24 protein-coding genes are annotated in these 24,570 nt (G+C 72.8%); 12 read left to right on the forward strand and 12 right to left on the reverse strand.

Annotated elements, in window-relative coordinates; all coding sequences use genetic code 11:
• Positions 1-76 precede the first annotated feature (76 nt).
• The 8 genes from hisF to hisD are packed head-to-tail and all read right to left on the reverse strand — an operon-like array spanning position 77 to position 5,822.
• Complete coding sequence (hisF, locus tag ACFP3V_RS13995; RefSeq protein ID WP_380583317.1) at positions 77-838, reverse strand: imidazole glycerol phosphate synthase subunit HisF; 762 nt, start codon at positions 836-838, stop codon at positions 77-79.
• Positions 835-1,242: a RidA family protein gene (locus tag ACFP3V_RS14000; RefSeq protein WP_380583318.1), complete on the reverse strand. Its 408-nt coding sequence runs from the start codon at positions 1,240-1,242 to the stop codon at positions 835-837. Before ACFP3V_RS14000 ends, hisF begins: the two co-directional genes overlap by 4 nt.
• Positions 1,243-1,263: 21 nt before the next feature.
• On the reverse strand, positions 1,264-2,019 hold the full coding sequence (priA, locus tag ACFP3V_RS14005) for a bifunctional 1-(5-phosphoribosyl)-5-((5-phosphoribosylamino)methylideneamino)imidazole-4-carboxamide isomerase/phosphoribosylanthranilate isomerase PriA (RefSeq protein WP_380583319.1): 756 nt from the start codon (positions 2,017-2,019) through the stop codon (positions 1,264-1,266).
• Positions 2,016-2,648, reverse strand: coding sequence for an imidazole glycerol phosphate synthase subunit HisH (gene hisH / locus ACFP3V_RS14010; RefSeq protein ID WP_380583320.1), 633 nt, complete (start codon positions 2,646-2,648; stop codon positions 2,016-2,018). The genes priA and hisH overlap by 4 nt, the downstream gene beginning before the upstream one ends.
• A 28-nt stretch (positions 2,649-2,676) precedes the next feature.
• Complete coding sequence (locus ACFP3V_RS14015) at positions 2,677-2,829, reverse strand: hypothetical protein (protein ID WP_380583321.1); 153 nt, start codon at positions 2,827-2,829, stop codon at positions 2,677-2,679.
• The gene (gene hisB, locus ACFP3V_RS14020) at positions 2,826-3,419 is read right to left on the reverse strand and encodes an imidazoleglycerol-phosphate dehydratase HisB (protein ID WP_380583322.1); all 594 of its coding nucleotides are present in this window, start codon (positions 3,417-3,419) and stop codon (positions 2,826-2,828) included. Before hisB ends, ACFP3V_RS14015 begins: the two co-directional genes overlap by 4 nt.
• 1 nt (position 3,420) lies before the next feature.
• Positions 3,421-4,518 (reverse strand): histidinol-phosphate transaminase, encoded by a 1,098-nt coding sequence (locus ACFP3V_RS14025; RefSeq protein ID WP_380583323.1) that lies wholly within the window; start codon positions 4,516-4,518, stop codon positions 3,421-3,423.
• Positions 4,518-5,822, reverse strand: coding sequence for a histidinol dehydrogenase (gene hisD, locus ACFP3V_RS14030; protein WP_380583324.1), 1,305 nt, complete (start codon positions 5,820-5,822; stop codon positions 4,518-4,520). Before hisD ends, ACFP3V_RS14025 begins: the two co-directional genes overlap by 1 nt.
• A 117-nt stretch (positions 5,823-5,939) precedes the next feature.
• On the opposite strand from hisD, the gene ACFP3V_RS14035 reads away from it, so the two are divergent.
• Positions 5,940-6,650 carry an LON peptidase substrate-binding domain-containing protein gene (locus ACFP3V_RS14035; protein WP_380583325.1) on the forward strand — a complete coding sequence of 237 codons (711 nt, stop codon included), beginning with the start codon at positions 5,940-5,942 and terminating at the stop codon, positions 6,648-6,650.
• 69 nt (positions 6,651-6,719) lie between these two features.
• Complete coding sequence (ybaK, locus tag ACFP3V_RS14040) at positions 6,720-7,217, forward strand: Cys-tRNA(Pro) deacylase (RefSeq protein ID WP_380583326.1); 498 nt, start codon at positions 6,720-6,722, stop codon at positions 7,215-7,217.
• Here the strand turns inward: ybaK and ACFP3V_RS14045 are convergent.
• Positions 7,189-8,625 carry an aminopeptidase P family protein gene (locus ACFP3V_RS14045; protein ID WP_380583327.1) on the reverse strand — a complete coding sequence of 479 codons (1,437 nt, stop codon included), beginning with the start codon at positions 8,623-8,625 and terminating at the stop codon, positions 7,189-7,191. The two genes, ybaK and ACFP3V_RS14045, sit on opposite strands and share 29 nt — an antisense overlap.
• Before the next feature lie 93 nt (positions 8,626-8,718).
• Here ACFP3V_RS14045 and ACFP3V_RS14050 point away from each other — a divergent pair, with 93 nt between their 5' ends.
• The 6 genes from ACFP3V_RS14050 (at position 8,719) to ACFP3V_RS14075 (ending at position 14,391) form a co-directional block, all read left to right on the forward strand.
• The gene (locus ACFP3V_RS14050; RefSeq protein ID WP_380583328.1) at positions 8,719-9,891 is read left to right on the forward strand and encodes an NAD(P)/FAD-dependent oxidoreductase; all 1,173 of its coding nucleotides are present in this window, start codon (positions 8,719-8,721) and stop codon (positions 9,889-9,891) included.
• On the forward strand, positions 9,888-10,190 hold the full coding sequence (locus ACFP3V_RS14055) for a (2Fe-2S)-binding protein (RefSeq protein ID WP_380583329.1): 303 nt from the start codon (positions 9,888-9,890) through the stop codon (positions 10,188-10,190). The genes ACFP3V_RS14050 and ACFP3V_RS14055 overlap by 4 nt, the downstream gene beginning before the upstream one ends.
• A complete protein-coding gene (locus ACFP3V_RS14060; protein WP_380583330.1) occupies positions 10,183-11,559 on the forward strand; it encodes an FAD-dependent oxidoreductase in 1,377 nt (458 codons plus the stop codon). Before ACFP3V_RS14055 ends, ACFP3V_RS14060 begins: the two co-directional genes overlap by 8 nt.
• A gap of 7 nt (positions 11,560-11,566) precedes the next feature.
• The gene (locus ACFP3V_RS14065) at positions 11,567-12,454 is read left to right on the forward strand and encodes a dihydrodipicolinate synthase family protein (protein WP_380583331.1); all 888 of its coding nucleotides are present in this window, start codon (positions 11,567-11,569) and stop codon (positions 12,452-12,454) included.
• Positions 12,455-12,487: 33 nt separating this feature from the next.
• Positions 12,488-13,489, forward strand: coding sequence for a proline racemase family protein (locus tag ACFP3V_RS14070; RefSeq protein ID WP_380583332.1), 1,002 nt, complete (start codon positions 12,488-12,490; stop codon positions 13,487-13,489).
• Positions 13,490-13,671: 182 nt separating this feature from the next.
• The gene (locus ACFP3V_RS14075; RefSeq protein WP_380583333.1) at positions 13,672-14,391 is read left to right on the forward strand and encodes a GntR family transcriptional regulator; all 720 of its coding nucleotides are present in this window, start codon (positions 13,672-13,674) and stop codon (positions 14,389-14,391) included.
• A 7-nt stretch (positions 14,392-14,398) separates the two neighbouring features.
• Here the strand turns inward: ACFP3V_RS14075 and ACFP3V_RS14080 are convergent, their stop codons facing one another.
• Complete coding sequence (locus ACFP3V_RS14080; protein WP_380583334.1) at positions 14,399-15,160, reverse strand: hypothetical protein; 762 nt, start codon at positions 15,158-15,160, stop codon at positions 14,399-14,401.
• 169 nt (positions 15,161-15,329) lie between these two features.
• Here ACFP3V_RS14080 and ACFP3V_RS14085 point away from each other — a divergent pair, with 169 nt between their 5' ends.
• The 4 genes from ACFP3V_RS14085 to ACFP3V_RS14100 all read left to right on the forward strand — a co-directional run bounded on the left by ACFP3V_RS14085 (position 15,330) and on the right by ACFP3V_RS14100 (position 19,090).
• Complete coding sequence (locus tag ACFP3V_RS14085) at positions 15,330-16,457, forward strand: NYN domain-containing protein (protein WP_380583335.1); 1,128 nt, start codon at positions 15,330-15,332, stop codon at positions 16,455-16,457.
• Positions 16,458-16,677: 220 nt separating this feature from the next.
• Positions 16,678-17,691, forward strand: a complete 1,014-nt coding sequence (locus ACFP3V_RS14090) for an ABC transporter ATP-binding protein (RefSeq protein WP_380583336.1) — start codon at positions 16,678-16,680, stop codon at positions 17,689-17,691.
• Positions 17,676-18,458 carry an ABC transporter permease gene (locus ACFP3V_RS14095; protein ID WP_380583337.1) on the forward strand — a complete coding sequence of 261 codons (783 nt, stop codon included), beginning with the start codon at positions 17,676-17,678 and terminating at the stop codon, positions 18,456-18,458. Before ACFP3V_RS14090 ends, ACFP3V_RS14095 begins: the two co-directional genes overlap by 16 nt.
• A gap of 23 nt (positions 18,459-18,481) precedes the next feature.
• Positions 18,482-19,090, forward strand: coding sequence for a DUF2567 domain-containing protein (locus ACFP3V_RS14100; protein WP_380583338.1), 609 nt, complete (start codon positions 18,482-18,484; stop codon positions 19,088-19,090).
• Between the two features lie 525 nt (positions 19,091-19,615).
• Here the strand turns inward: ACFP3V_RS14100 and dnaE are convergent.
• Both dnaE and ACFP3V_RS14110 read right to left on the reverse strand, forming a co-directional pair.
• Positions 19,616-23,167, reverse strand: a complete 3,552-nt coding sequence (dnaE, locus tag ACFP3V_RS14105; protein ID WP_380583339.1) for a DNA polymerase III subunit alpha — start codon at positions 23,165-23,167, stop codon at positions 19,616-19,618.
• 80 nt (positions 23,168-23,247) lie between these two features.
• Positions 23,248-24,561 (reverse strand): amino acid permease, encoded by a 1,314-nt coding sequence (locus tag ACFP3V_RS14110; RefSeq protein ID WP_380583377.1) that lies wholly within the window; start codon positions 24,559-24,561, stop codon positions 23,248-23,250.
• Between the last annotated feature and the right edge of the window lie 9 nt (positions 24,562-24,570).

Below are 24,570 nucleotides of genomic sequence, written 5' to 3' on the forward strand. Positions count from 1 at the left end.
CTCTGGCGGCCGCGCCGCCGAAGGGGCCGCGCCGCCGCGAGGGGGCTGCGCCCCCGGAAGGCGCTGCAGCCGCAGGTCAGCGCACGGGGTAACCGGCGTCCTTCAGGCTGGCCTTGACGGCGGGGATCGTCAGATCCCCGAAGTGGAACACGCTCGCCGCCAGCACCGCGTCCGCGCCCGCGCCAACCGCGGGGGGGAAGTCCTCCAGCCGGCCCGCGCCGCCGCTCGCGATGACGGGGATGGAGACGGCCTGGCGCACCGCGCGGATCATGTCCAGGTCGTAGCCGTCCTTCGTGCCGTCCGCGTCCATCGAGTTGAGCAGGATCTCGCCCGCGCCCAGCGCCGCCGCCTGCTCGGCCCAGAGGACCGCGTCCAGGCCGGTGCCCTTGCGCCCGCCGTGCGTGGTGACCTCGAAGCCGGAGTCCGTGCCCACCGCGCGCCGGGCGTCGACGGAGAGCACGAGCACCTGCCGGCCGAAGCGCTCCGCGATCTCCTCGATCAACCGGGGCCTGGCGATCGCGGCGGTGTTGACGCCGACCTTGTCCGCCCCGGCCCGCAGCAGCCGGTCCACGTCCTCCACCGTGCGGACTCCCCCGCCGACCGTCAGCGGGATGAAGACCTGCTCGGCCGTGCGCCGCACCACGTCGTAGGTGGTCTCCCGGTCCCCCGAGGACGCCGTGATGTCCAGGAACGTCAACTCGTCGGCGCCCTGGGCGTCGTAGAGCTTGGCGAGCTCCACCGGGTCCCCGGCGTCGCGCAGGTTCTGGAAGTTGACGCCCTTGACGACCCGCCCGGCGTCCACGTCCAGGCAGGGGATCACGCGCACGGCGAGGGTCATTCGGGGTACTCCAAACCTTTCCGGTAGGCGTCGATCTCCACGGACACCGACATCCGCGAGTCGATCAGCGCATTGATCACGACCATGGTGCTGGCCGGTCGGACCTCGCCGAAGAGGTCCAGATGGGCCCGCCCCACCTCCTCGGTGTCGCGGGCGTGGGTCACGTACATCCGGGTCCGCACGACGTCCTTCGCCGTGAGGCCGAAGCGGGAGATGGCGTCCAGCGCCACGCCGAACGCGGCGACGGTCTGGTCGTAGGGGGAGCCCTCGAAGCGGACCGAGCCGTCGTCCCATGCCGTGCAGCCGGAGACGAAGACGAAGTCCCCTATGGCCACCGCCCGGGAGAACCCGAACTGCTCCTCGTAGGGGCTGTATCCGCCGACCTGCCGCCGGTCGTCCGCCATCCGCCATCTCCTGTCACATCGTCAGGACACTTCCGACAGTGCCTCTTCGAGCGTGAACGCCTGTGCGTAGAGGGCCTTGCCCACAATCGCCCCCTCCACACCCAGCGGCACCAGCGTGGCGATGTCGCGCAGGTCCTGGAGCGAGGACACGCCGCCGGAGGCGACGACCGCCCGGTCGGTGGCGGCGCAGACGTTGCGCAGCAGCTGCAGGTTGGGGCCGGACAGCGTGCCGTCCTTGTCCACGTCGGTCACGACGTAGCGGGCGCAGCCCTCGGCGTCCAGCCGGGCGAGGGCCTCGTAGAGGTCGCCGCCCTCGCTGGTCCAGCCGCGCCCACGAAGCGTGGTGCCGACGACGTCCAGGCCGACCGCGATCTTGTCGCCGTGCTCGGCGATGACCTTGGCGACCCACTCCGGGGACTCCAGGGCGGCGGTGCCCAGGTTGACCCGGGCGCAGCCGGTGGCGAGCGCGGCGGCCAGCGAGGCGTCGTCGCGGATGCCGCCCGAGAGCTCGACCTTGACGTCCAGCCGGCCGGTGACTTCGGCGAGCAGCTCGCGGTTGTCGCCGGTGCCGAAGGCGGCGTCGAGGTCGACCAGGTGGATCCACTCGGCCCCGGCCTCCTGCCAGGCGAGGGCGGCGGAGAGCGGGTCGCCGTAGGAGGTCTCGGAGCCGGACGCGCCCTTCACCAGGCGGACGGCCTGGCCGTCGCGGACGTCCACCGCGGGCAGCAGGATGAGCTTCTGACGGTCGGTCACGGCGTCGGTCACAGGGGCGCTCACAGCGTGTCGGTCCAGTTCTTCAGGAGTGCGGCTCCGGCGTCGCCGGACTTCTCGGGGTGGAACTGCGTGGCGGACAGCGGGCCGTTCTCGACCGCCGCGACGAAGGGCTCGCCGTGCTCGGCCCAGGTGACCAGCGGCGCGCGCAGCTGCTCGATGGGCGGCAGCTCCCATGTCCGCACCGCGTAGGAGTGCACGAAGTAGAACCGGGTGTCCGGTTCCAGCCCGGCGAACAGGACGCTCTCCTGCGGCGGGGTGACGGTGTTCCAGCCCATGTGCGGGATGATCGGCGCCTGCAGCGGCTCGACCGTGCCGGGCCACTCGTCGCAGCCCTCGGTCTCCACGCCGTGCTCGACGCCGCGCGCGAACAGGATCTGCATGCCGACGCAGATGCCCAGCACCGGGCGGCCGCCGGCCAGCCGGCGGCCGATCAGGGTGTCGCCGCGGACGGCCTTGAGGCCGTCCATGCAGGCGGCGAAGGCGCCGACGCCGGGGACGAGCAGTCCGTCGGCGTCCAGGGCCCGCTGGAAGTCGCTGGTGATCTCCGCCTCCGCGCCCACGCGCTCGACGGCGCGCTGCGCGGAGCGGACGTTGCCGGAGCCGTAGTCGAGCACGACCACGCGCTTGGCCATGGGTGTTTCCCTTCGGGTGCTCGGCTGCTCAGATGCGCAGCACGCCGGCGGCCAGGCACATGCCCGAGCCCAGCGCCAGCAGGAGGACTAGGCCCTTCGGGAGCTTCTGCTTCCAGAAGGAGTAGACCCCGCCGGCCAGGAACAGGCCGACGAAGATCAGGAGGATCGCGGAGGTGCTCACAGTGCGCCCTTGGTCGAGGGGATGATGCCTGCGGCACGGGGGTCCAGCTCGCTGGCGTACCGCAGCGCCCGCGCGAGTGCCTTGAACTGGCACTCCACGATGTGGTGGGCGTTCCGTCCATACGGTACGTGCACGTGGAGCGCGATCTGCGCCTGGGCCACGAAGGACTCCAGGATGTGCCTGGTCATGGTGGTGTCGTAGGAGCCGATCATCGGCGCCATCCCGGCCGGCTCGGTGTGCACCAGGTAGGGGCGGCCGGACAGGTCCACGGTCACCTGGGCCAGCGCCTCGTCCAGCGGGACCGAGGCGTCGGCGAAGCGGCGGATGCCGACCTTGTCGCCGAGGGCCTGGCGGAAGGCGTGGCCGAGCGCCAGCGAGGTGTCCTCGATGGTGTGGTGGGTGTCGATGTGCAGGTCGCCGTCGGTCTTCACGGTGAGGTCGAAGAAGCCGTGGCGGCCCAGCTGGTCCAGCATGTGGTCGTAGAAGCCGACGCCGGTGTGGATGTCGGTCTTGCCGGTGCCGTCGAGGTCGATCTCGACCTTGACGGAGGTCTCCTTGGTGGTGCGCTCGACGCGCCCGATGCGGCTCATTTCAGGACTCCTTGAGGACGGAGCGGACGGCGTCGAGGAAGGCGTCGTTCTCCTCCGGCGTGCCGGCGGTGACGCGCAGCCGGCCGGGGACGCCGTTGTCGCGCACCAGCACGCCGCGGTCGAGGATCGCCTGCCAGACGGCGCGGGTGTCCGCGAAGACGCCGAACTGGACGAAGTTGGCGTCGGAGTCGGTGACGTCGAGGCCCATGGCCCGCAGCTCGGTGACGATCCGATCGCGCTCGCCCTTGAGCCGGTCGACGTAGCCGAGCAGCACGTCGGTGAACTCCAACGCGGCGAGCGCGGTGGCCTGGGTGACGGAGGAGAGGTGGTAGGGCAGCCGGACCAGTTGCACCGCGTCCACCACGGCGGGGTCGGCGGCCAGGTAGCCGAGGCGCAGCCCGGCCGCGCCGAAGGCCTTGGACATGGTCCGGGTGACCACCAGCAGCGGGCGGCCGTCCAGCAGCGGCAGCAGCGAGGGCCGGTGCGAGAACTCGGTGTAGGCCTCGTCCACGATGACCAGCGTCGGCTTGACCGCCTGGGCCGCGTCGTAGAGCCGCTCGACCGTGCCGCGGTCCACGGCGGTGCCGGTGGGGTTGTTCGGGGAGCAGATGAACAGGACGTCAGGTCGCTGTTCCCGCAGGGCGGTTGCGGCGGCGGCCTCGTCGATCGTGAAGTCCGGGTTGCGCGGGCCCTCGATCCAGGTGGTGCCGGTGCCCCGGGAGATCAGGTCGTGCATCTGGTAGGTCGGCGAGAAGCCGAAGGCGCTGCGGCCGGGGCCGGCGAAGGTCTGCATCAGCTGCTGGATGATCTCGTTGGACCCGTTGGCGGCCCAGACCTGCTCGCGGCTGACGGCGTGTCCGGTGGAGCGGGACAGGTAGGCGGCGAGCGCGGTGCGCAGCTCGACCGCGTCCCGGTCCGGGTAGCGGTTGAGGTTGCGGGCGGCCTCGGCGACGCGCTCGGAGATCCGCGCCACCAGGTCCTCGGGGAGCGGGTACGGGTTCTCGTTGGTGTTGAGCAGCACCGGCACGTCCAACTGCGGTGCGCCGTAAGGGGACTTGCCCTTGAGTTCGTCGCGGATGGGAAGGTCGTCGATCTGCATTACTCGGGCACACTCCAGTCGAAGCGGGCACGGATCGCGTCTCCGTGGCCCGGAAGGTCCTCTGCGTTGGCCAGCGTGACCACGTGCCCGGCCACCTCGGCCAGGGCGTCGCGGTCGTACGCGACCACATGGATGCCGCGCAGGAAGGACTGGACGGAGAGCCCCGAGGAGTGGCAGGCACAACCCCCGGTCGGCAGGACGTGGTTGGAGCCCGCCGCGTAGTCACCGAGGGAGACGGGGGCGTAGGGGCCGACGAAGACCGCGCCCGCGTTGACGACCCGGGCGGCGACGGCGTCGGCGTCCGCGGTCTGGATCTCCAGGTGCTCGGCGCCGTAGGCGTTGACGACGACCAGGCCCTGGTCGAGGTCGTCGACGAGGACGATCGCGGACTGCTTGCCGCCGAGCGCCTCGGTGATCCGCTCGCTGTGCTTGGTCGCGGCGACCTGCCGGGGCAGCTCGGCCTCGACGGCCTCGGCCAGTGCGAGCGAGTCGGTGACCAGCACGGCGGCGGCCATCGGGTCGTGCTCGGCCTGGCTGATCAGGTCGGCGGCGACGTGCCGGGGGTCGGCGGTGGCGTCGGCCAGGATGGCGATCTCGGTCGGCCCGGCCTCCGCGTCGATGCCGATGCGGCCCTTGAGCAGCCGCTTGGCCGCGGCCACCCAGATGTTGCCGGGCCCGGTCACCAGGTTGACCGGACGGCACTCGCCCGCGCCGTAGGCGAACATCGCCACGGCCTGGGCGCCGCCGACGGCGTAGACCTCGTCGACGCCGAGCAGCGCGCAGGCGGCGAGGATCGTCGGGTGCGGCAGCCCCCCGAACTCCTTCTGCGGGGGCGAGGTGACGGCCAGTGAGCCGACGCCTGCCTCCTGGGCGGGGACGACGTTCATCACGACGGAGGACGGGTACACCGCCCGGCCGCCCGGGACGTAGAGGCCGACGCGCTCGACCGGCACCCAGCGCTCGGTGACGGTGCCGCCGGGGACGACCTGCGTGGTGTGGTCGGTGCGGCGCTGCTCGCGGTGCACGATCCGGGCCCGGCGGATGGACTCCTCCAGGGCGGCGCGGACCGCGGGGTCCAGCTCCTCCAGGGCCCGCGCGATCACCGCGGCGGGCACCCGGATGTCGGACAGCGTGACCCCGTCGAAGCGCTCCGTGATCTCGATCAGCGCCTCGACGCCCCGATGGTGGACGTCCTCGCAGATCGGCCGCACCTTCTCCAGGGCAGCCTCGACGTCGAGCTCGGCGCGCGGCAGGACGGCGCGCGGGTCTGCAACGGATCCGCGGAGGTCGATTCGAGAAATCACAGTGCCGAGTCTAGTGAGGGGTGATTTGTGGTGCCGTTGCGTACCAGTCCCTGATACGCGGAGTGAGACCTGGCGGCTGCGGGTTCCGGATGGCGTGCACCCTCTAGGCTTTCGCCCGTGACGGAACGGCTGCCTCTCTTCCCCCTCAGCACTGTGCTGTACCCGGGGCTGGTGCTGCCCCTCCACGTCTTCGAGCAGCGGTACCGCACGATGATGGCCGACCTGGCGGCCGGACCGGAACCCCACCGCTTCGGCGTCGTCGCCATCCGCGACGGCCAGGAGGTGGCCCCCACCGGCCAGGACACCCGGAATCCCGCGCTGGCCGGGCTGAACCCGGACCCGGCGCAGGCCCTGTACGACGTGGGCTGCGTGGCCGAGGTCGCCTCGCTGCAGCGGCGGCCCGACGGCCGCTACGAGATCCTCGCGAGCGGCACCACCCGGTTCAGGGTGACGGACCTCGACCCCTCCGGGCCGTACCTCACGGCGTCGGTGGAGCCGTACCCGGACGAGAAGGGTGAGGAGGCGGAACTGCTGGCGGCGGGGGTGGACCGGGCGTTTGCCACCTACCAGAAGCGGCTCGCGGGGGCGCGGGAGAGCAGCGTCGCGGGCAAGGCGGACCTGCCGGACGACCCGACGGTGCTGTCCTACCTGGTCGCGGCGACGGTGATCCTGGACACCCCGGCGAAGCAGCGGCTGCTCGCCGCGGAGACATCCGCCGAGCGCCTCCGCGAGGAGCTGCGCCTGCTGCGGCGCGAAGCCGCGATCCTGGGCCGGCTCCCGTCGCTCCCGGCGGTGGAGCTGACCCGGCAGGCCTTCCATCCGAACTGAACCAGTCACCGCCCGACAGCGGCGCGAGGCCGCGGTCGCGTGCCCGTGACGAACTGAGGGAGCGTCAGAGTGGCGAAGAGGACCAAGCCGTCCGGCGGGACGCCGGCCACGCTGGCCCTGGAGCAGGCCGGGGTCCCGCACACCATCCACGCCTACGAGCACGACCCCGCCGCCGCCTCCTACGGGGAGGAGGCGGCGCGGGCCATGGGCGTGCCCGAGGAGCGCGTCTTCAAGACGCTCCTCGCGGAGATCGACGGCACCCTGCACGTGGCCGTCGTGCCCGTCAGCGCGCAACTGGACCTCAAGGCCCTCGCGGCGGCCGTCCGCGGGAAGCGGGGGCAGATGGCGGACCCCGCGGTCGCCGAGCGGGTGACCGGCTACGTCGTCGGGGGCATCTCGCCGCTGGGGCAGAAGCGCCGGCTGGCCACCGTCGTCGACGAGTCCGCCCTGGGCCACGAGACCGTCTTCGCGTCCGCCGGGCGGCGGGGACTGGAGATGGAGCTCGCCCCCGCCGACCTCGTCCGGCTGACCGGCGCGGTCACCGCGTCTGTGGCGCGCCGCCGTTGAGCAGTCCGGCCATCCACGCCTCGACCTCCTCCGCGGACCGGGGCAGCGCGGCGGACAGGTTCTCGTTGCCGTCCTCGGTCACCAGGATGTCGTCCTCGATGCGGACGCCGATGCCGCGCCACTCCTGAGGCACCGTCAGGTCGTCGGGCTGGAAGTACAGTCCGGGTTCGACGGTGAGCACCATGCCGGGCCGCAGCACTCCGTCCACGTACTCCTGCGTCCGCGCGGAGGCGCAGTCGTGGACGTCCAGGCCCAGCATGTGGCCGGTCCCCGCCATGGTGAACCGGCGCTGCAGGCCGAGCTCGTAGGCGCGCTCGGCCGGCCCCGCGATCAGGCCCCACTCCACCAGCCGGGCGGCCAGGGAGCGCTGCGCGGCCTCGTGGAAGTCGCGGTAGCGGGCGCCCGGCCGGACCGCGGCGATGCCCGCCTCCTGGGCCGCGTGGACGGCGTCGTAGATCTGCCGCTGCAGCGGGGTGAACGTACCGCTGATCGGCAGGGTGCGGGTCACGTCCGCCGTGTAGAGCGAGGTGGTCTCCACCCCGGCGTCGAGCAGCAGCAGGTCGCCGGGGCGGACGGGGCCGTCGTTGCGGACCCAGTGCATGATCGTGGCGTGCTCCCCCGCGGCGCAGATGGTGCCGTAGCCGACGCTGTTGCCCTCGACGCGGGCGCGCCGGTAGAAGGTTCCCTCGATCCAGCGCTCGGAGGTGGCGACGGCCTTCGGCAGTTCGCTCACGGCGTCCGCGAAGCCGCGCACCGTGGACTCCACGGCGCGGCGCAGTTCGCCGATCTCCCAGGGGTCCTTGACCAGCCGCAGCTCCGCCAGGGCGTCGTCGAGCTCCTGGTCGCGGTCGGGGTCGGTCGTCCCGACGGCCGCCTCCAGCCCGGGGTCGTGGCCGCGCACGATCCGCACCGGGACGGCCGGACCGGAGGCCAGCTCCTTCGCCGCGTCCCGGACGTCGCGGCACTCGACGCCGAGCAGCTGCGCGGCCTCGGCGAGGCTGTTGCGGCGGCCCGCCCACAGTTCGGCGTTCGCGCCGGTCCAGAACTCGTCGCTGTCGCGGTCCTCGCGCGGCAGTTGGTAGACCCACGCGTCGTGGCCCCCGTCCGGGCGCGGCTCCAGCACCAGGGCGGCGTCGCGGGCCTGATCGCCCGTCAGGTGGACGTAGCCGGAGTAGGGCCGGAACGGGTACTCGTCGTCGTTGGAGCGGGTCTTGAGCCGTCCGGAGGGGACGACGAGCCGCTCGCCGGGGAAGCGGGCGGAGAGCGCGGCCCGGCGCCGGGCGGCGTACGGAGCCTGCTCGATCGGCTCCAGGCCGCGCCGCTCGGTGTCGGCCCAGCCGGTCCGCATGAGCGCGGAGAGCTCGGGCGAGATGGTCGGGTAGAGGCCGTTCTTACGTCCCTGGGCCACGGTGGGAACCTGCTTCCGGATCGACGTCGAGGCGGACGCGGTCCACGGTAGAGCCTCTTGGCGAGCTAGGAAACATGTGACATATTACTGGCCATGCAATCGGCACTGACCTGCGACGTCGTGGTCGTCGGGGCGGGCATCACCGGAGCTGCCTGCGCCCTGGCCGCGGCCCGGGCGGGGCTGCGTACGGCGCTGCTGGACCGCGGTCCGGTGGCCGGCGGGACGACCGGCGCGGGCGAGGGCAACCTGCTGGTGTCCGACAAGGCGCCGGGTCCGGAACTGGATCTGGCCCTGCTCTCCGTCGGACTCTGGGCGGAACTGGCCGCGGAGCTGGGACCGGCGGCCGAGTACGAGCCCAAGGGCGGTCTCGTGGTCGCCTCCTCCCCCGAGGGCTTCGCCGCCCTCGAGCGCTTCGCCTCCCGCCAGCGTGCCGCCGGGGTCGCCGCGCAGACGGTGACGGCGGATCAACTCCCGGGCCTGGAGCCGAAGCTGGCCCCAGGTCTGACCGGCGGCGTGTACTACCCGCAGGACGCGCAGGTCATGCCGGCCCTCGCCGCCGCGGGCCTGGTCCGGCTGGCCCGCGACGCCGGGGCCGAACTGCACGCCGGACAGGAGGTCACCGCCGTCCTCCGCGGCCGCGACGGAGCCGTGCGCGGCGTGCGCACCGCCCGGGGGCACACCTTCCACGCCCCCGCCGTCGTCAACGCCGCGGGCGTGTGGGGCGGACAGCTGGCGGCGCTGGCCGGCGTGCGCCTGCCCGTGCTGCCGCGCCGGGGCTTCGTCCTGGTCACCGAGCCGCTGCCGCGCCTGGTGCGGCACAAGGTCTACGCCGCCGACTACGTCGCGGACGTGGCCAGCGATTCCGCCGCGCTGCAGACCTCCCCGGTCGTCGAGGGCACGTCCGCCGGGCCGGTGCTCATCGGCGCGAGCCGGGAGCGGGTCGGCTTCGACCGGACGCCGTCGCTGCCCGCGCTGCGGGCGCTGGCGGCGGGGGCGACGAGGCTGTTCCCCTTCCTGGCGTCGGTCCGCGCCATGCGCAGCTACCTCGGCTTCCGTCCCTACCTCCCCGACCACCTGCCAGCCATCGGCGCGGACCCGCGGGTGCCCGGACTGCTCCACGCCTGCGGCCACGAGGGCGCGGGCATCGGACTCGCGCCCGGCACCGCCCAGTTGATCGTCCGACAGCTCACCGGCGGCGTCCCCGCGCTGGACCTCGCCCCGTTCCGCCCCGACCGGTTCCCCGACCCGGAGGAGGCCCCCCGATGACCACCCCCCTGCGCCTCGCGGACGCCCACCCCGGCCCCGCCGTCCCCTTCCGCTTCGACGGCCGCGCGCTCACCGCGCTGCCCGGACAGTCGGTCGCCGCCGCGCTCTGGTCCGCGGGCGTCGTCTCCTGGCGGCGGACCCGGGGCACGGGCGCACCGCGCGGCGTGCTCTGCGGCATCGGCGTCTGCTTCGACTGCCTGGTCACCGTGGACGGCAGGCCCAACCGCCGGGCCTGCCTGGTCCCGGTCGAACCCGGCATGGACGTCCGCACCCAGGAGGGGACGGGACACGATGGCTGACCGCCCGCACCTCGCCGTCGTCGGCGCCGGCCCCGCCGGGCTCGCAGCGGCGCAGGCCGCCACGCGTGCGGGCCTGCGCGTCACCGTCGTGGACGCCGCCCCCGCCCCCGGCGGCCAGTTCTACCGCCAACCCGCCGCCGGGCTGCGCGCCGGACGGCCCCAGGCGCTGCACCACCGGTGGAGCACCTGGCAGCGGCTGCGACCCGGCCCCGGCACCACGCTGCTGACAGAGCATCACGTCTGGTTCGCCGAACGGCTACCGCAGGGCTTCGCACTCCACGCCCTGCTCGGACCCGACCAGGAGCGGGGCGCCACCGTCCACGCCGACGGGCTGCTGCTGGCGACCGGCGGCTACGAGACGCTGCTGCCCTTCCCCGGCTGGACCCTTCCCGGCGTGCTCACCGCAGGCGGGGCGCAGGCCATGCTCAAGGGGTCGCTCGTGCTGCCCGGCCGGAACGTCGTCGTCGCCGGGACCGGCCCGCTGCTGCTCCCCGTCGCCACCGGCCTCGCGGGCGCGGGCGCCCGGGTGGCGGCCCTGGTCGAGAGCACCCGCCCGCGCGACGCCCTCCCGCACGCCGTCCGGCTGGCAGGCCGGCCCGCCGCACTGGGCGAAGCCGCCACGTACGCGGCCCGGTTGGCCCGCCACCGCGTCCCCGTGCTCGCCGGGCACACCGTCCTCCGCGCCCACGGCGAGGAGCGGGTCGAGGCCGTCACCGTGGCCGCGCTCGGCGCCGACGGCCGTTCGCTGCCCGGCACCGAGCGCCGCATCGCCTGCGACACCCTCGCCGTCAGCCACGGCATGCGCCCGCACACCGACCTCGCGGACGCCCTCGGCTGCGCGCTCGACGGGCTCCGCGTCGCCGTGGACGACGAGCAGCGCACGGACGTGCCCGGCGTCTGGGCCGCCGGCGAGGCGACCGGTGTCGGCGGCGCGCCGCTGGCCGTGGCCGAGGGCCGCGTCGCCGGGCTCTCGGCGGCCGCCCGCCTGCGCGGTCTCGCCCCTGTCCTGCCCTCGCGCACGGTCCGCGCCCGTGCCGCGCTGCGCCGCTTCGCGGACGCGATGGACGCCGTCTACCGCCCGCCCGCGCGCTGGACCGAGGAGCTGCCCGACGACACCCTCGTCTGCCGCTGCGAGGAGGTGACCGCCCGTCAGGTCCGGGACGCCGCGGCCGAACTGGGCTGTCCGGACGCCCGCACCGTCAAGCTGCTGACCCGGGCCGGCATGGGCTGGTGCCAGGGCCGCGTCTGCGGCCCCGCCGTCGCCGCCCTGAGCCGCTGCCAGGAGCAGGCCGCGCGCCGGCCCTTCGCCCGGCCCGTCCCCCTCGGCGTCCTCGCCGGGACCCCGACCGCAGACGACCAACGAGAATGAGGTAGCGATGTCCGAAGCACCCCGCCCCTGGCACGGCGTCATGGTCGCCACCGCGCTGCCGCTCCGGGAGGACCTGTCCGTCGACTTCGACGCCTACGCCGCCCACTGCGCCTGGCTGGTGGAGAACGGCTGCGACGGCGTCGTGCCCAACGGCTCCCTGGGCGAGTACCAGACGCTCACCCCGCAGGAGCGCGCCCGCGTCGTGGAGACCGCGGTCGCCGCCGTGGGCGGCGCGCGGGTGATGCCCGGCGTCGCCGCGTACGGCTCCGCCGAGGCCCGGCGCTGGGCCGAGCAGGCACGCGAGGCGGGCTGCGCGGCGGTGATGCTGCTGCCGCCCAACGCCTACCGCGCCGACGAGCGCTCGGTGACGGCCCACTACGCCGAGGTCGCGCGCGCCGGACTGCCGGTGGTCGCCTACAACAACCCGATCGACACCAAGGTCGACCTCACCCCCGAACTGCTCGCGCAACTGCACGCGGCCGGGCACGTCCAGGCCGTCAAGGAGTTCTCCGGCGACGTGCGCCGCGCCTACCGGATCGCCGAGCTGGCGCCCGGACTGGACCTGCTGGCCGGCGCGGACGACGTCCTGCTGGAGCTGGCCCTGGCCGGCGCCAAGGGCTGGGTGGCCGGCTACCCGAACGCGCTGCCCGCCGACTGCGTCGCCCTCTACCGCGCCGCCACGACCGGGGACCTGGCCACGGCCACCTCGCTCTACCGACTGCTGCACCCGCTGCTGCGCTGGGACTCACGGACCGAGTTCGTCCAGGCGATCAAGCTCTCCATGGACGTCCTCGGCCGCCCGGGCGGCCCCTGCCGGCCGCCCCGGATGCCGCTGCTGCCGGAGCAGGCGGCCGGGATCCGCAAGGCCACCGAGCGGGTCGCGGAAGCGAACTGACCGTCCGTCACCGAGCAGGGAGGCAGCAGCACCATGCGCAGCAAGCTCGTGCTCCACGCCGTGGACTCGCACACCGAGGGCATGCCCACCCGCGTCGTCACCGGCGGCATCGGGACGGTCCCGGGCGCGACGATGAACGAGCGGCGGCTCCACTTCCGCGAACACCTGGACCACCTGCGCCACTTCCTCATGGACGAACCGCGCGGCCACGCCGCGATGAGCGGCGCGATCCTCCAGCCCCCGACCCGGCCCGACGCGGACTTCGGCGTCCTCTACATCGAGGTCTCCGGCCTGCTCCCGATGTGCGGGCACGGGACGATCGGCGTGGCCACGGTCCTCGTGGAGACCGGCATGGTCGAGGTGACCGAGCCGGTGACGACCATCCGCCTGGACACCCCCGCCGGCCTCGTCATCGCCGAGGTCCGGGTCGAGGACGGCGCGGCGGTCGCGGTGACCCTGCGCAACGTCGCCTCCTACAGCGTCGGCCTCGACCGGGAGGCGGTCCTGGCGGACGGACGCACCGTCCGCTACGACCTGGCGTACGGCGGGAACTTCTACGCGATCCTGCCCCTGGAGCGGCTGGGCCTGCCCTTCGACCGCTCCCGGAAGGAGGAGATCCTCGCGGCGGGGCTGGCCCTGATGGACGCCATCAACGCGCAGGACGAGCCGGTCCACCCCGAGGACCCGTCGATCCGCGGCTGCCACCATGTGCAGTTGCTCGCGCCCGGATCCGACGCCCGGCGCTCCCGCCACGCCATGGCGATCCACCCGGGCTGGTTCGACCGCTCGCCCTGCGGGACCGGAACCAGTGCCCGGATGGCCCAGTTGCACGCCCGGGGCGAACTGCCGCTGCACACGGAGTTCACGAACGAGTCCTTCATCGGGACCACGTTCACCGGCCGGCTGCTCGGCACGACGACGGTGGCCGACCGCCCCGCCGTCCTCCCCAGCTTCACCGGCCGCGCCTGGATCACCGGCACGGCCCAGTATCTTCTCGACCCGACCGACCCCTTCCCCGCAGGATTCGTGCTCTGACGCCCCCGCCCTGGGGGCCGAAGGCCCCGCAGAGGCGCGGGGAACTGCGCGACCAGCCCTCCACCGAGGGAGGTTCGACCCTACGCACGGGTCGGACCTCCCTGAGTGCCGTGTTGCTCGCGCAGTTCCCCGCGCCCCTGCGGGGCGGTGCACCTCAAGGCCGTAACGAAGGAGACGCCCGCATGACCCCGCCCGCCGCGCGCCCGAGCGCATCCGGTCCTGCCCTCCCCCGCCTCGGCGGTCACCGGGGCAGTTACCGCGAGCGCGTCGCCGACGCGCTCCGCGCCGCCCTCGTCGCGGGCGAGCTGCGGGCCGGGGAGGTGTACTCCGCCCCCGCCCTCGCCGCGCGCTTCGGCGTGTCCGCGACCCCCGTCAGGGAAGCCATGCTGGACCTCGCCAAGGAGGGCCTCGTGGACGCCGTTCCGAACAAGGGCTTCCGGGTCACCGCCGTGTCCGAGCGCCAGCTCGACGAGTACACCGAGATCCGCGCCCTCATCGAGATCCCGACCACCGTCCAGCTGGCCACCACCGCGGACCCCGCGGCCCTCGCGCGCCTGCGGCCCGTCGCCGAGGAGATCGTCACCGCCGCCCGCGCCGGGGACCTGATCGCCTACGTCGAGGCGGACCAGCGGTTCCACCTCGACCTGCTCGGCCTCGCCGGGAACGAGCACCTGGTCGAGGTCGTCCGCGACCTGCGCCGCCGCTCGCGGTTGCTGGGGCTCAACGCCCTGTCCGCCGCAGGGCGGTTGGAGTCCTCGGCCGAGGAGCACCTGGAGCTGTTGGACGCCCTGCTCTCCGGCGACGAGGGCGCGGTCCGCGCGGTGATGACCCATCACCTCGCCCATGTCCGCGGCCTGTGGGCGAAGGCCCCCGAAGCCCCGGAGGCCCGGGACCGCGCCTGACGGGACGTCAGCCCACGGTGATGGCGATGGTCGGCGAACCCATCGCCTGCGCCCAGAACTTGCCCGGGTAGTACCACTGGTAGGTGCCGCTCTCGGTGACCCGCACGTCCGCGGTCATCGTGCCGGTGCCGCTGGTACGCAGGGCCTTCACCGTCTGCCACGTCGAGCTGCCCTTGGGCTGGAAGCGCAGCTCGATCGGCTGCCAGGCGTTGGCCACCCAGGACTGGCTGCGCCAGTCCGGCTGCTCCAGCAACCCGTCCACGGTGATCGTGTCACCCGCGCGGGCCCTGGCCGGCACGCCGGTGATGATGATCGTGGACTCCTTCTTCACCTGGAAGTTGCCCGCCGTGTCCGACTCCGCCCTGCTGCCGTCCTTGGCGTGGACGGTCGCCTGGACGTGCCAGTTGCCGGCCTGGTCGTCCCAGATCTGACGCTTCTTCACATTCACCGAGGCCGTGCCGGTGCACACGGAGACCGCGGGGTCGGCCGTCGCCTTGCAGGTCACCGCCGAGGGCCGGAGCACGCCGTAGTTGTTGCCCCAGATGCCGACGTTGTCGACGCCCGCGATGCCGGAGTCGTCCTTGGCGGTGATCGAGAAACCGAAGGTCGTGGTGGTGCTCGGCCCCAGCACCACGTCGTCGCCGTGGTTGACCACCACGCTCAGGATCCGGGTGTCGCCCCTGGACTGCTGCTGCTGGATCGACGGGAGCACCAGTCCGCCCACGGCGAGCACGCCGGACACGGCCAGCAGCATCGACCTTCTACGCATCTCTTCTCTTCCGTCGGGGGCAGGGCGGCACCAGCCACCCATTGTCCCCGACCGCGGCACAACCCCCGTTCCCCCGTTCGAGTCCCTTCGCGCGAGGCGCGGCGTCGCCGTGCCGCGCCGTGGATACGCTGCGCCCCGCGGGGTAGGGGGCGAGCGAGAGGTGTTGCACGTGGACCGGTGCGTCGTCCTGGTGGACGCCGGATACCTGCTCGGCGCGGCGGCCAGCCTGCTGGTCGGCGAGAGCGCGCGCTCGCGCATCGAGGTCGACCACGCCGAGCTGATCCGCCGGCTGCGTGAGCGCGCCGAGCGGGAGACCGGGCTGCCGCTGCTGCGCATCTACTGGTTCGACGCCGCGTACGAGCGCCGCCCCACCCCCGACCAGCGCCGGCTGCGGGTCCTCCCCCGGGTGACCGTCCGTCTGGGCGCGCTCACCCGCGCCGAGGGCCGCTGGGTGCAGAAGGGCGTGGACGCGGCCATGCACGCCGAGCTGTCCGAGCTCGCCCGCAACCGGGCCTGCGCCGACGTGGTGCTGGTCACCGGCGACGGCGACCTGCTGCCGGGCATGACGGCGGCCAAGGACTACGGCGTGGCCGTCCACCTGTGGGCGGTCCAGGCCGCGGACGGCGACTTCAACCAGTCCGAGGACCTGGTCGCCGAGGCGGACGAGCGGCGGGTGCTCGACCGCGAGTGGATCACCGGCGCGATCACGGTCCGCGAGGAGCCGCCCCCGGCTCCGGCGTACTGCGCGACGGACGAGGCGGGCCCCGAGGTCGTCCCGCACCTGCTGCCGCCTCCGGCGGACGCGGGGACCGGGCCCGCGGAGGAGAAGCACCGCATCCCGACGCCCAAGGAGATCGCGGCCGCGCTCAGCCGCCCTCCCGCCCACCCCGCGTCCCAGCTGCGCTGGACCTCCGAGCAGCGCCCGGCCGCGAACGCGGCTGACGGCGCGTCACCCGGTGACGCCCTGCCCACGCTGGCCGTGCTGACCACGGCGGAGCAGCGGTGGGCGGACCGCGAGGAGGACATCACCTCCGTCGGCGGCGACCCCTCCGAGGTCGGCCAGGTCTTCGCCCGCCGCTGGGTCGCCCGCCTGGGCGACGAGTCGCGTCTGACGCCCCTGCTCGCCGAGTACCCGCGCATTCCCCACCGCCTGGACGCGGAGCTGCTGCGGTACGCGGCACGGTTCGGCCTGCTGACGCACAAGGACGAGCAGATCGACGAACACGACCGCTACGCGATCCGGGCCGGCTTTTGGCACGAGATCAGCACCCACGCCCACGCCGAGCCGCCCCGCTAGTTGCTGTGTCCAGCGGCGCGAGGAACTGCGCGAGCATCCCACCACTCGGGGAGGTCCGGCCTGCGATCAGGGTCGCACCTCCCTCAGCGGTGGGCCGGTCGCGCCCACGCGGCGGAAGCCGCACGCGCCGACAGCCCCGCGCCCCTGAGGGGGCTCAGCGCCGTTGCTCACGCCTGGGGAGGTGCGTGGTGCCCGGGGGCGCGGAGGTAAAGTCTCCGGAGTGGAGACCGTGGCACGACCCGAGGCGGGGCAGGTAGGCGTCCGGGCGGAGGCCTGCGCCGTCCGCGGGCTGACCAAGTCCTACCTCGTCGGCCGCGGCGCCAAGGCCACCACCGTCGAGGCCAACCGGGGCATCTCGCTCGACGTCCACCCCGGTGAGGTGTTCGGGCTCCTCGGCCCCAACGGCGCGGGGAAGTCCACCCTGGTCCGGCAGTTGACCGGCCTGCTGCGGCCCGACTCCGGCTCCGTCGAGATCCTCGGGCACGACATCGTCCGCCACCCCGAGCGGGCCGCCCACCTCCTCGCGTACCTGGGGCAGGAGTCCACCGCACTCGACGAGTTGACGGTCTCCCTCGCCGTCGAGACCACCGGGCGGCTGCGCGGCCTGACGGCCCGTCAGGCCCGCGCCGTGCGCGACGAACTGGCCGACGAGCTCGGCCTCGGGCCGATCCTCGCCCGCCCGCTGGCCAAGCTCTCGGGCGGCCAGCGCCGACTCGCCTGCTTCGCCGCGGCTCTCGCGGGCGAGCGCCCGGTGCTGGTCCTGGACGAGCCGACGACCGGCATGGACCCGGTCGCCCGCCGCGCCGTCTGGACCGCCGTGGACCGGCGCCGACGGGAGCTGGGCACGACGGTGGTCCTGGTCACCCACAACGTCATCGAGGCCGAGACCGTCCTCGACCGGGTGGCGGTCGTCGACCGCGGCCAGGTGATCGCCTGCGACACCCCGGGCGGGCTCAAGGCCCTGGTCGACGGGGACGTGCGGCTCGACCTGGTCTGGCGGGAGGACCCGCCGCTGCACCTGCCGTTCGTCGCGGAACTGGCCGGCCGGGCGCTCGCCAACGGCCGCCGCTGGACCGTGCGGACCGCCCCCGAGCAGGCCCGCGAGCTGGTGGCCGAGGTGACCTCCGGCCCGGCCTTCGCGGCGCTCGACGACTTCTCGCTCTCCACCCCGAGCCTGGAGGACGTCTACCTCCTGCTCGGCGGACACCAGGTCGAAGGATGGGCCGCCTCGTGACCGCCGCCGTGCTGCCGCCGCGCACGCCCCTGCTGCCCGCTCTCGGTGCGGTGTACCGGGCGCAGCTGTCCCGGGCCCGGGTGGCCCGGATCCCGCTGCTGTTCGTGGCGACCTTCCAGTCCGTCGGCATCCTGGTGATGATGCGCGGGGTCGTGCACAGCAGCGACACCGAGGCGGCCCGGGACGTCGTCGCCGGGTCGAGCGTGCTCGTCGTCGCCTTCGTCGCGCTGAACCTGCTGGCCCAGTACTTCGGCCGGCTGCGGGCCACCGGGGGCCTGGACTTCTACGCCACCCTCCCGGTCGCGCCCGCCTCGGTGGTCCTCGGCACCGCCGCGGCGTACGCCTCCTTCACCGTGCCGGGCACGCTGGTGACCGCGGCCATCGGCTGCGCCCTGTTCCAGCTGTCCTGGGTGCACCTGTGGGTGCTGCTCGCGGTGATCCCGCTGGCGGGCGCGGCGCTGTCCGGACTCGGCGCGGCCTGCGGCCTGCTGGCGACCCGTCAGGAACTGGCGACGCTGTTGGGCCAGCTCGGCATGAGCGCCGCGCTGCTGCTGGGCGTGCTGCCCGCGAGCCACCTGCCGGAGGCGGTGCGCTGGCTGCGGGACCTGCTGCCGTCCACCTACGGGGTGGAGGCGCTGGCCCGGACGTTCGCGGCCCGGCCGGACTGGGGGATGGTCGGCGTGGACCTGGCCGTCTGCGCCGTGGTCGGCGTCCTGTCGCTGGCCGTCTCCACCGTGGCGTACCGCAGGGCGGCCACGCGCTCCTAGCGCGTACGTGCGACGATGGCGCCGTGACCGTACCCAACGCCCCCCATGAGGCTCACCCCTCGGCCCCGCAGGACGAGTTCGACGCCCGCCTCTCGCGCCGCTGGAACGGACGCACCGTCAGGAACGAGCTGCTGATCCTGCTGGCCTGCGTCGCGGCGGCGACGCTGCTGGGCCTGGTCATGGGCGCGCTGTGGCACTGGTGCGCGCCCCGGGTGCCGGTCTACGCGGACAGCAGCGCGGTGTACCTGCGCGACCCGGAGGGCGAGCAGCAGATCGCCGCCGACGGCTGGTTCGGCGGGCTGGGCCTGCTCTTCGGCGCGGTGTGCGGGGCGCTCGGCTACGTGCTGACCCGCCGCCGCGACGGCGGCGCGGGGGTCGTCTTCGGCCTCGCCCTCGGCGGCCTGGCCGGCGCCTGGGTCGCCTGGCAGTTCGGTGTCTCGCTCAGCGGCGGCAACGAGTCCCTGCTGGCCCTGGCCAAGTCCGTCCCCGCGGGACAGACCTTCTACCGCCCCCTCGCCCTCAGCGCCAAGGGCGTCCTCCTCGCCTGGCCCGTCGCCGCCCTCGCCCTGCTCATGCTGTGCACCGCGCTCTTCACCCCCAAGGCCCAACAGCCCACCCCCGACTGGCATTAGCCCCTCCCGGGCCCCTTCTCCCCGCTCACGCTCCCTCCGGGCCCCTGCCGCGCGCCCCGCCCTGCTCATGCTCCCTCCGGTGCCCCTGGTCCCCGCCCCCGCGCCGGTCCAGCCCCCCGACCACCGGCGCGAACCACCCCCAGGAAGGAGCGCCCGCCCGCGCCGGGTCGGGCGCATCCCGCGGGAGACAGCCCACCCGTGCCAGCGCGAAGCGCAGCACGCCATCTGACGGAGTGCGCCAGGGGCGCCCACGCAGCCGTGTTGGACACCTCCCACGGCACAGCCGATCCCGCTCCCGCGACGCGCGCAGCGCACCACCTGAGGGAACGCGCCCCAGGGAGCACCCGCGCAGCGGATCCCTCCCTCGGGAACCGCACGCCAGGCCACGGCCGCCTTCAGTCCGGCCCGGCCGTCCCCGCCTCCGGCGGGGCAGGTCGCCGTAGCGGGGACCGGGCGGGGGCCCGGACCCCCGCCCGGTCCCCGGGGGCACGCTGCCCGCTCCCTGCCAGGGGTGGGCGGGGCTGACTACGCCGCCCAGGCGCCCGCGCCGAGCATGCCCTTGATGTCGCTGGCGAAGCCGTTGTCCGGGTCCACCAGGAAGCCCAGCTCGAAGAGGACGGACTTGCGGTGGCCCTCCAGCATCAGCCGCACCGGCACGTCGCCGGGATGGGCCTGCAGGGCCCGCTTCAGCTCCGCGATCAGCTGCTCCGTCACCTTCCGCTCGGGGATGGTGAGTTGGATCGGCGGCTTGCCGCCGTACTCCGCCGCCGAGATGTCCAGCAGCTGCAGCTCCGAGCCGAAGATGCTCAGCGCGCCGTCGCGCTCGTTCAGCCGGCCCTTGACCGCGATGACGTTGTCCTCCACCAGCATCTCGCTGAGCAGCATGTAGGTCTTCGGGAAGAAGAGCACCTCCACGCTGCCGTCACGGTCGGCCAGGGTGATCAGCGCCCACGCGTTGCCCGCCTTGTTGATGCGGCGGTCCACCGACGTGATCAGGCCGGAGAGCTTGACCTCGCCCTCCGTCCGGCCGGAGCCCAGCAGCTCCGCGATCGAGATGTCCCGGTTCCGGGCCAGGATGTGCTCCGCGCCGTCCAGCGGGTGGCTGGACACGTACAGGCCGAGCATCTCCCGCTCGGTCGAGAGCAGGTGCTTGCGCGGCCACTCCTTGTCGTCGATGACGAAGTCGAGGCCGATGCCCTTGCCCTCGCCGCCCTCGTCCATCCCCCCGAAGAGGTCGTCCTGGCCGATGGCAGCCTGCTTCTTGACGCCGATCACGGCGTCGATCGCGCTCTCCGCGACCGCGACCAGGCCGCGCCGGGTGTGGCCGAGCGAGTCGAAGGCACCGGCCTTGATCAGGGAGTCCACCGCGCGCTTGTTGCAGACGGGCAGCTCGACCTTGTCCAGGAAGTCCGCGAAGGAGGTGAACTTGCCCTTGGACTTCCGGGTCTCCACCAGCGAGTCGATCACGTTCTCACCGACGTTGCGGATGGCCTTGAGGCCGAAGCGGACGTCCTCGCCGACGGCGGTGAAGTCGGTGACCGACTCGTTGATGTCCGGCGAGAGGACCTTGATGCCCTGGGCCCGCGCGTCGGCCAGGTACACGGCCATCTTGTCCTTGTCGTCGCCGACGGACGTGAGCAGCGCGGCCATGTACTCGGCCGGGTAGTTGGCCTTGAGGTAGGCGGTCCAGTAGGAGACGAGTCCGTAGGCCGCGGAGTGCGACTTGTTGAAGGCGTAGCCGGCGAAGGGGACCAGCACGTCCCACACCGCCTGGATGGCCTCGTCGCTGTAGCCGCGCTCCTTGCAGCCCGCGTGGAAGGGGACGAACTCCTTCTCCAGGACCTCCTTCTTCTTCTTGCCCATGGCCCGGCGGAGCAGGTCGGCCTGTCCGAGGCTGTAGCCGGCCAGCACCTGCGCGGCTCGCTGCACCTGCTCCTGATAGACGATCAGACCGTAGGTGGGGCCGAGGACGTCCTTGAGCGGCTCCTCCAGCTCCGGGTGGATCGGCGTGATCTCCTGCTGCCCGTTCTTGCGCAGCGCGTAGTTGGTGTGCGAGTTCATGCCCATCGGGCCCGGCCGGTACAGCGCCGAGACGGCGGAGATGTCGGCGAACTCGGTGGGCTTCATCAGCCGCAGCAGCGCGCGCATGGGGCCGCCATCGAGCTGGAACACGCCCAGGGTGTCGCCGCGCTGCAGGAGTTCGAAGGTGACCGGGTCGTCCAGCGGGATGGAGTCGGTGTCGACCTCGACGCCCCGGTTGGCCTTGATGATCTTGATGCAGTGGTCGATGATGCCCAGGTTCCGCAGACCCAGGAAGTCCATCTTGATCAGGCCCATGGCTTCGCACGACGGGTAGTCGAAGCCGGTGATGATCGTGCCGTCCTTGTCCCGCATGTGCAGCGGGATCAGGTCGAGCAGCGGGGTCGACGAGAGGATGACCGCCGCCGCGTGGACGCCGGTGCCGCGGATCAGGCCCTCGATGCCCATGCCGGTGTCGATGATCTTCTTGACGTCCGGCTCATTCTCGTAGAGGGCGCGGATCTCGGCGCCCTCGTTGTACCGCGGGTGCTCGGGGTTGAACAGGTCCTTGAGCGGGACGCCCTTGCCCATCACGTCCGGCGGCATCGCCTTGGTGATCTTGTCACCCATGGCGAAGGGGTAGCCGAGGATGCGCGAGGCGTCCTTGACGGCGGCCTTGGCCTTGATCGTGCCGAAGGTGTTGACCTGCGCGGTGTACGCGGCGCCGTACTTCTCGCCCACGTAGCGCACCATCTGGTCGCGCTGGCGGTCGTCGAAGTCGATGTCGACGTCCGGGGGGTTGATGCGCTCGGGGTTGAGGAAGCGCTCGAACAGCAGGTCGTGCTCGAGCGGGTCCAGCTGGGTGATGCCGGTGAGGTAGGCGACCATCGAGCCGGCCGCGGAACCACGGCCCGGCCCGACCGGGATGCCGTTGTCCCGGGCGTACTGGCAGATGTCGGAGACCACGAGGAAGTAGGAGGAGAAGCCCATCGGGTCGATGACGGACATCTCCAGCTCGATCCGGTCGAGCACCTCCTGGCTCGGGTTGTCGCCGTACCGCTGCTTGAGCCCGGCCTGGATCTTCTTGCGCAGGAACGACGCCTGCGTCTCGCCCTCCGGCACGTCGAACTGCGGCATCCGGTCGACGTAGTCGAAGACCTCGTCGTACGGCTCGATCATCTCGCCGATCAGCAGCGTGTTGTCGCACGCCTCCGGCAGCTCGCGGAAGAGCTCGCGCATCTCCTCGGCGGTCTTGATGTAGTAGCCGGAGCCGTTGAACTTGAACCGGTTCGGGTCGTCCTTGTTCTTGCCGACGCCGATGCACAGCAGGTTGTCGTGGGCGTCGGCCTGATCCGCCGTCACATAGTGGGAGTCGTTGGTGGCCAGCAGCGGGATGCCCAGCTCCTTGGCCAGCCGCAGCAGGTCGGCCCGGACCTCGCGCTCGATGTCGAGCCCGTGGTCCATCAGCTCCAGGAAGTAGTTCTCCTTGCCGAAGATGTCCCGGTACGCCGCCGCGGCCTTGACCGCCTCCTCGTACTGGCCGAGCCGCAGCCGGGTCTGCACCTCGCCGGAGGGGCAGCCGGTGGTGGCGATGATGCCCTCGGCGTGCTGCGAGATCAGCTCGCGGTCCATCCGGGGCTTCATGTAGTAGCCCTCGATGGAGGCCAGCGAGGAGAGCCGGAACAGGTTGCGCAGGCCCCTGGCGTTCTTCGCCCACATCGTCATGTGGGTGTACCGGCCGCCGCCGGAGACGTCCTTGCCGCCCTCGCCGCTGACGTCGGCCGAGGGACGCCCGCCCTGCTGGCCCCAGAACACCTGCTTCTTCTCGAAGCGCGAACCGGGGGCGACATAGGCCTCGATGCCGATGATCGGCTTCACCGGGTGCTTCTTCGCGATCTGGAAGAACTCGTAGGCGCCGAACATGTTGCCGTGGTCGGACATGGCGATGGCGGGCATGCCCTGCCGCTCGACCTCGGCGAACATCTTCCCGTTCTTGGCGGCGCCGTCGAGCATCGAGAACTCGGTGTGCACGTGCAGGTGGACGAAGCTGTCAGCCACGGGGACGGATACTCCTCAAGGGGCGTCGGAGCGAGGGAACTCCTCACCCTATCTCCTGGGACTGACGGTGCAGGACGGCTTCAGGCGCGTCGCCGCGAGAGTCGCCAACCCACCGTCAGCGCGGCCGCGATCGGCACGATCAGCAGCACCGTCCAGCGCCCCACGTCGCCCCCGTTGACGCCCATTTCGACCAGCACGAAGAGCAGGAAGGCCAGCGTCGCCAGCTCGGTGAAGGGGGAGAGCCAGAGCCGGAACGCGGGCCGCCGCACGCGCCCCTGCCGGGCGCGGCGCACGAAGACCAGGTGGCAGATCATGATCATGCCCCAGGTGCAGATGATGCCCAGCGAGGCGATGTTGACCACGATCTCGAAGGCCTCGCCCGGCAGCCACGCGTTCAGGCCCACGCCGAGCAGCGCCACGCCGGCCGTCAACAGGATGCCGCCGTACGGGACCTGATGCCTGTTCATCACCGAGGTGAACCGGGGCGCCGATCCGGCCGAGGACATCGAGCGCAGGATCCGTCCGGTGGAGTAGAGCCCCGAGTTGAGGCTGGACATCGCCGCCGTCAGCACCACCAGGTTCATCAGCGAGCCCGCGGCCGGGATGCCCAGCTTGGAGAAGACGGTGACGAACGGCGACTCGTCCGCCGAGTACGCGTTCCACGGCAGCAGCAGGGTGAGCAGCACGACCGAGCCGACGTAGAACAGCGCGATCCGCCACATGATCGAGTTGACCGCCTTCGGCACCACCTTGCGCGGCTCCGCCGTCTCGCCCGCGGTGATGCCGACCATCTCCACGGCCGCGTAGGCGAAGACGACGCTCTGCAGGATGGTGATGCAGGCGGTGATGCCCTTGGGGAAGAAGCCGCCGTTGTCCCGGATCATGTGCCAGCCGGGGGCCGCGCCGCCCACCGGGTGCCCGGTCACCAGCAGACTGACGCCCACCACCAGGAAGACGGCGATCGCCGCCACCTTCACCAGGGCGAACCAGAACTCCATCTCGCCGAACAGCCGCACCGAGATCAGGTTGACCGTCAGCACCACCGCCAGCGCGACCAGCGCCAGCACCCACTGCGGGATGCTGCTGAACGCGCTCCAGTAGTGCACGTAGAGGGCGACCGCCGTGATGTCGGCCATGCCGGTCGTGGACCAGTTGAGCACGTACATCCAGCCGGTGACGAAGGCGCCCTTCTCCCCCAGGAACTCCCGGGCGTAGCTGACGAAGGACCCGGACGAGGGCCGGTGCACCACCAGTTCGCCCAGGGCCCGCACCACGAAGAAGGCGAACAGCCCGGCCACCGCGTAGGCCAGGGCCAGGGAGGGGCCGGCCTTCTGCAGGTTGCCGCCCGCGCCCAGGAACAGTCCGGTGCCGATCGCCCCACCGATGGCGATCATGCCGATGTG

This window comes from Streptacidiphilus monticola, assembly GCF_042658505.1.
GTDB lineage: Bacteria > Actinomycetota > Actinomycetes > Streptomycetales > Streptomycetaceae > Streptacidiphilus > Streptacidiphilus monticola.

Bases quoted from the DNA above. Each gene is read 5' to 3' on its own strand.
- hisF (WP_380583317.1), bottom strand. From the start codon at position 838: ATGACCCTCGCCGTGCGCGTGATCCCCTGCCTGGACGTGGACGCCGGG.
- ACFP3V_RS14000 (WP_380583318.1), bottom strand. From the start codon at position 1,242: ATGGCGGACGACCGGCGGCAGGTCGGCGGATACAGCCCCTACGAGGAG.
- hisH (WP_380583320.1), bottom strand. From the start codon at position 2,648: ATGGCCAAGCGCGTGGTCGTGCTCGACTACGGCTCCGGCAACGTCCGC.
- hisB (WP_380583322.1), bottom strand. From the start codon at position 3,419: ATGAGCCGCATCGGGCGCGTCGAGCGCACCACCAAGGAGACCTCCGTC.
- ACFP3V_RS14025 (WP_380583323.1), bottom strand. From the start codon at position 4,518: ATGCAGATCGACGACCTTCCCATCCGCGACGAACTCAAGGGCAAGTCC.
- ACFP3V_RS14050 (WP_380583328.1), top strand. From the start codon at position 8,719: ATGCAATCGGCACTGACCTGCGACGTCGTGGTCGTCGGGGCGGGCATC.
- ACFP3V_RS14055 (WP_380583329.1), top strand. From the start codon at position 9,888: ATGACCACCCCCCTGCGCCTCGCGGACGCCCACCCCGGCCCCGCCGTC.
- ACFP3V_RS14060 (WP_380583330.1), top strand. From the start codon at position 10,183: ATGGCTGACCGCCCGCACCTCGCCGTCGTCGGCGCCGGCCCCGCCGGG.
- ACFP3V_RS14065 (WP_380583331.1), top strand. From the start codon at position 11,567: ATGTCCGAAGCACCCCGCCCCTGGCACGGCGTCATGGTCGCCACCGCG.
- ACFP3V_RS14070 (WP_380583332.1), top strand. From the start codon at position 12,488: ATGCGCAGCAAGCTCGTGCTCCACGCCGTGGACTCGCACACCGAGGGC.
- ACFP3V_RS14075 (WP_380583333.1), top strand. From the start codon at position 13,672: ATGACCCCGCCCGCCGCGCGCCCGAGCGCATCCGGTCCTGCCCTCCCC.
- ACFP3V_RS14080 (WP_380583334.1), bottom strand. From the start codon at position 15,160: ATGCGTAGAAGGTCGATGCTGCTGGCCGTGTCCGGCGTGCTCGCCGTG.
- ACFP3V_RS14095 (WP_380583337.1), top strand. From the start codon at position 17,676: ATGGGCCGCCTCGTGACCGCCGCCGTGCTGCCGCCGCGCACGCCCCTG.
- ACFP3V_RS14110 (WP_380583377.1), bottom strand. From the start codon at position 24,561: ATGATCGCCATCGGTGGGGCGATCGGCACCGGACTGTTCCTGGGCGCG.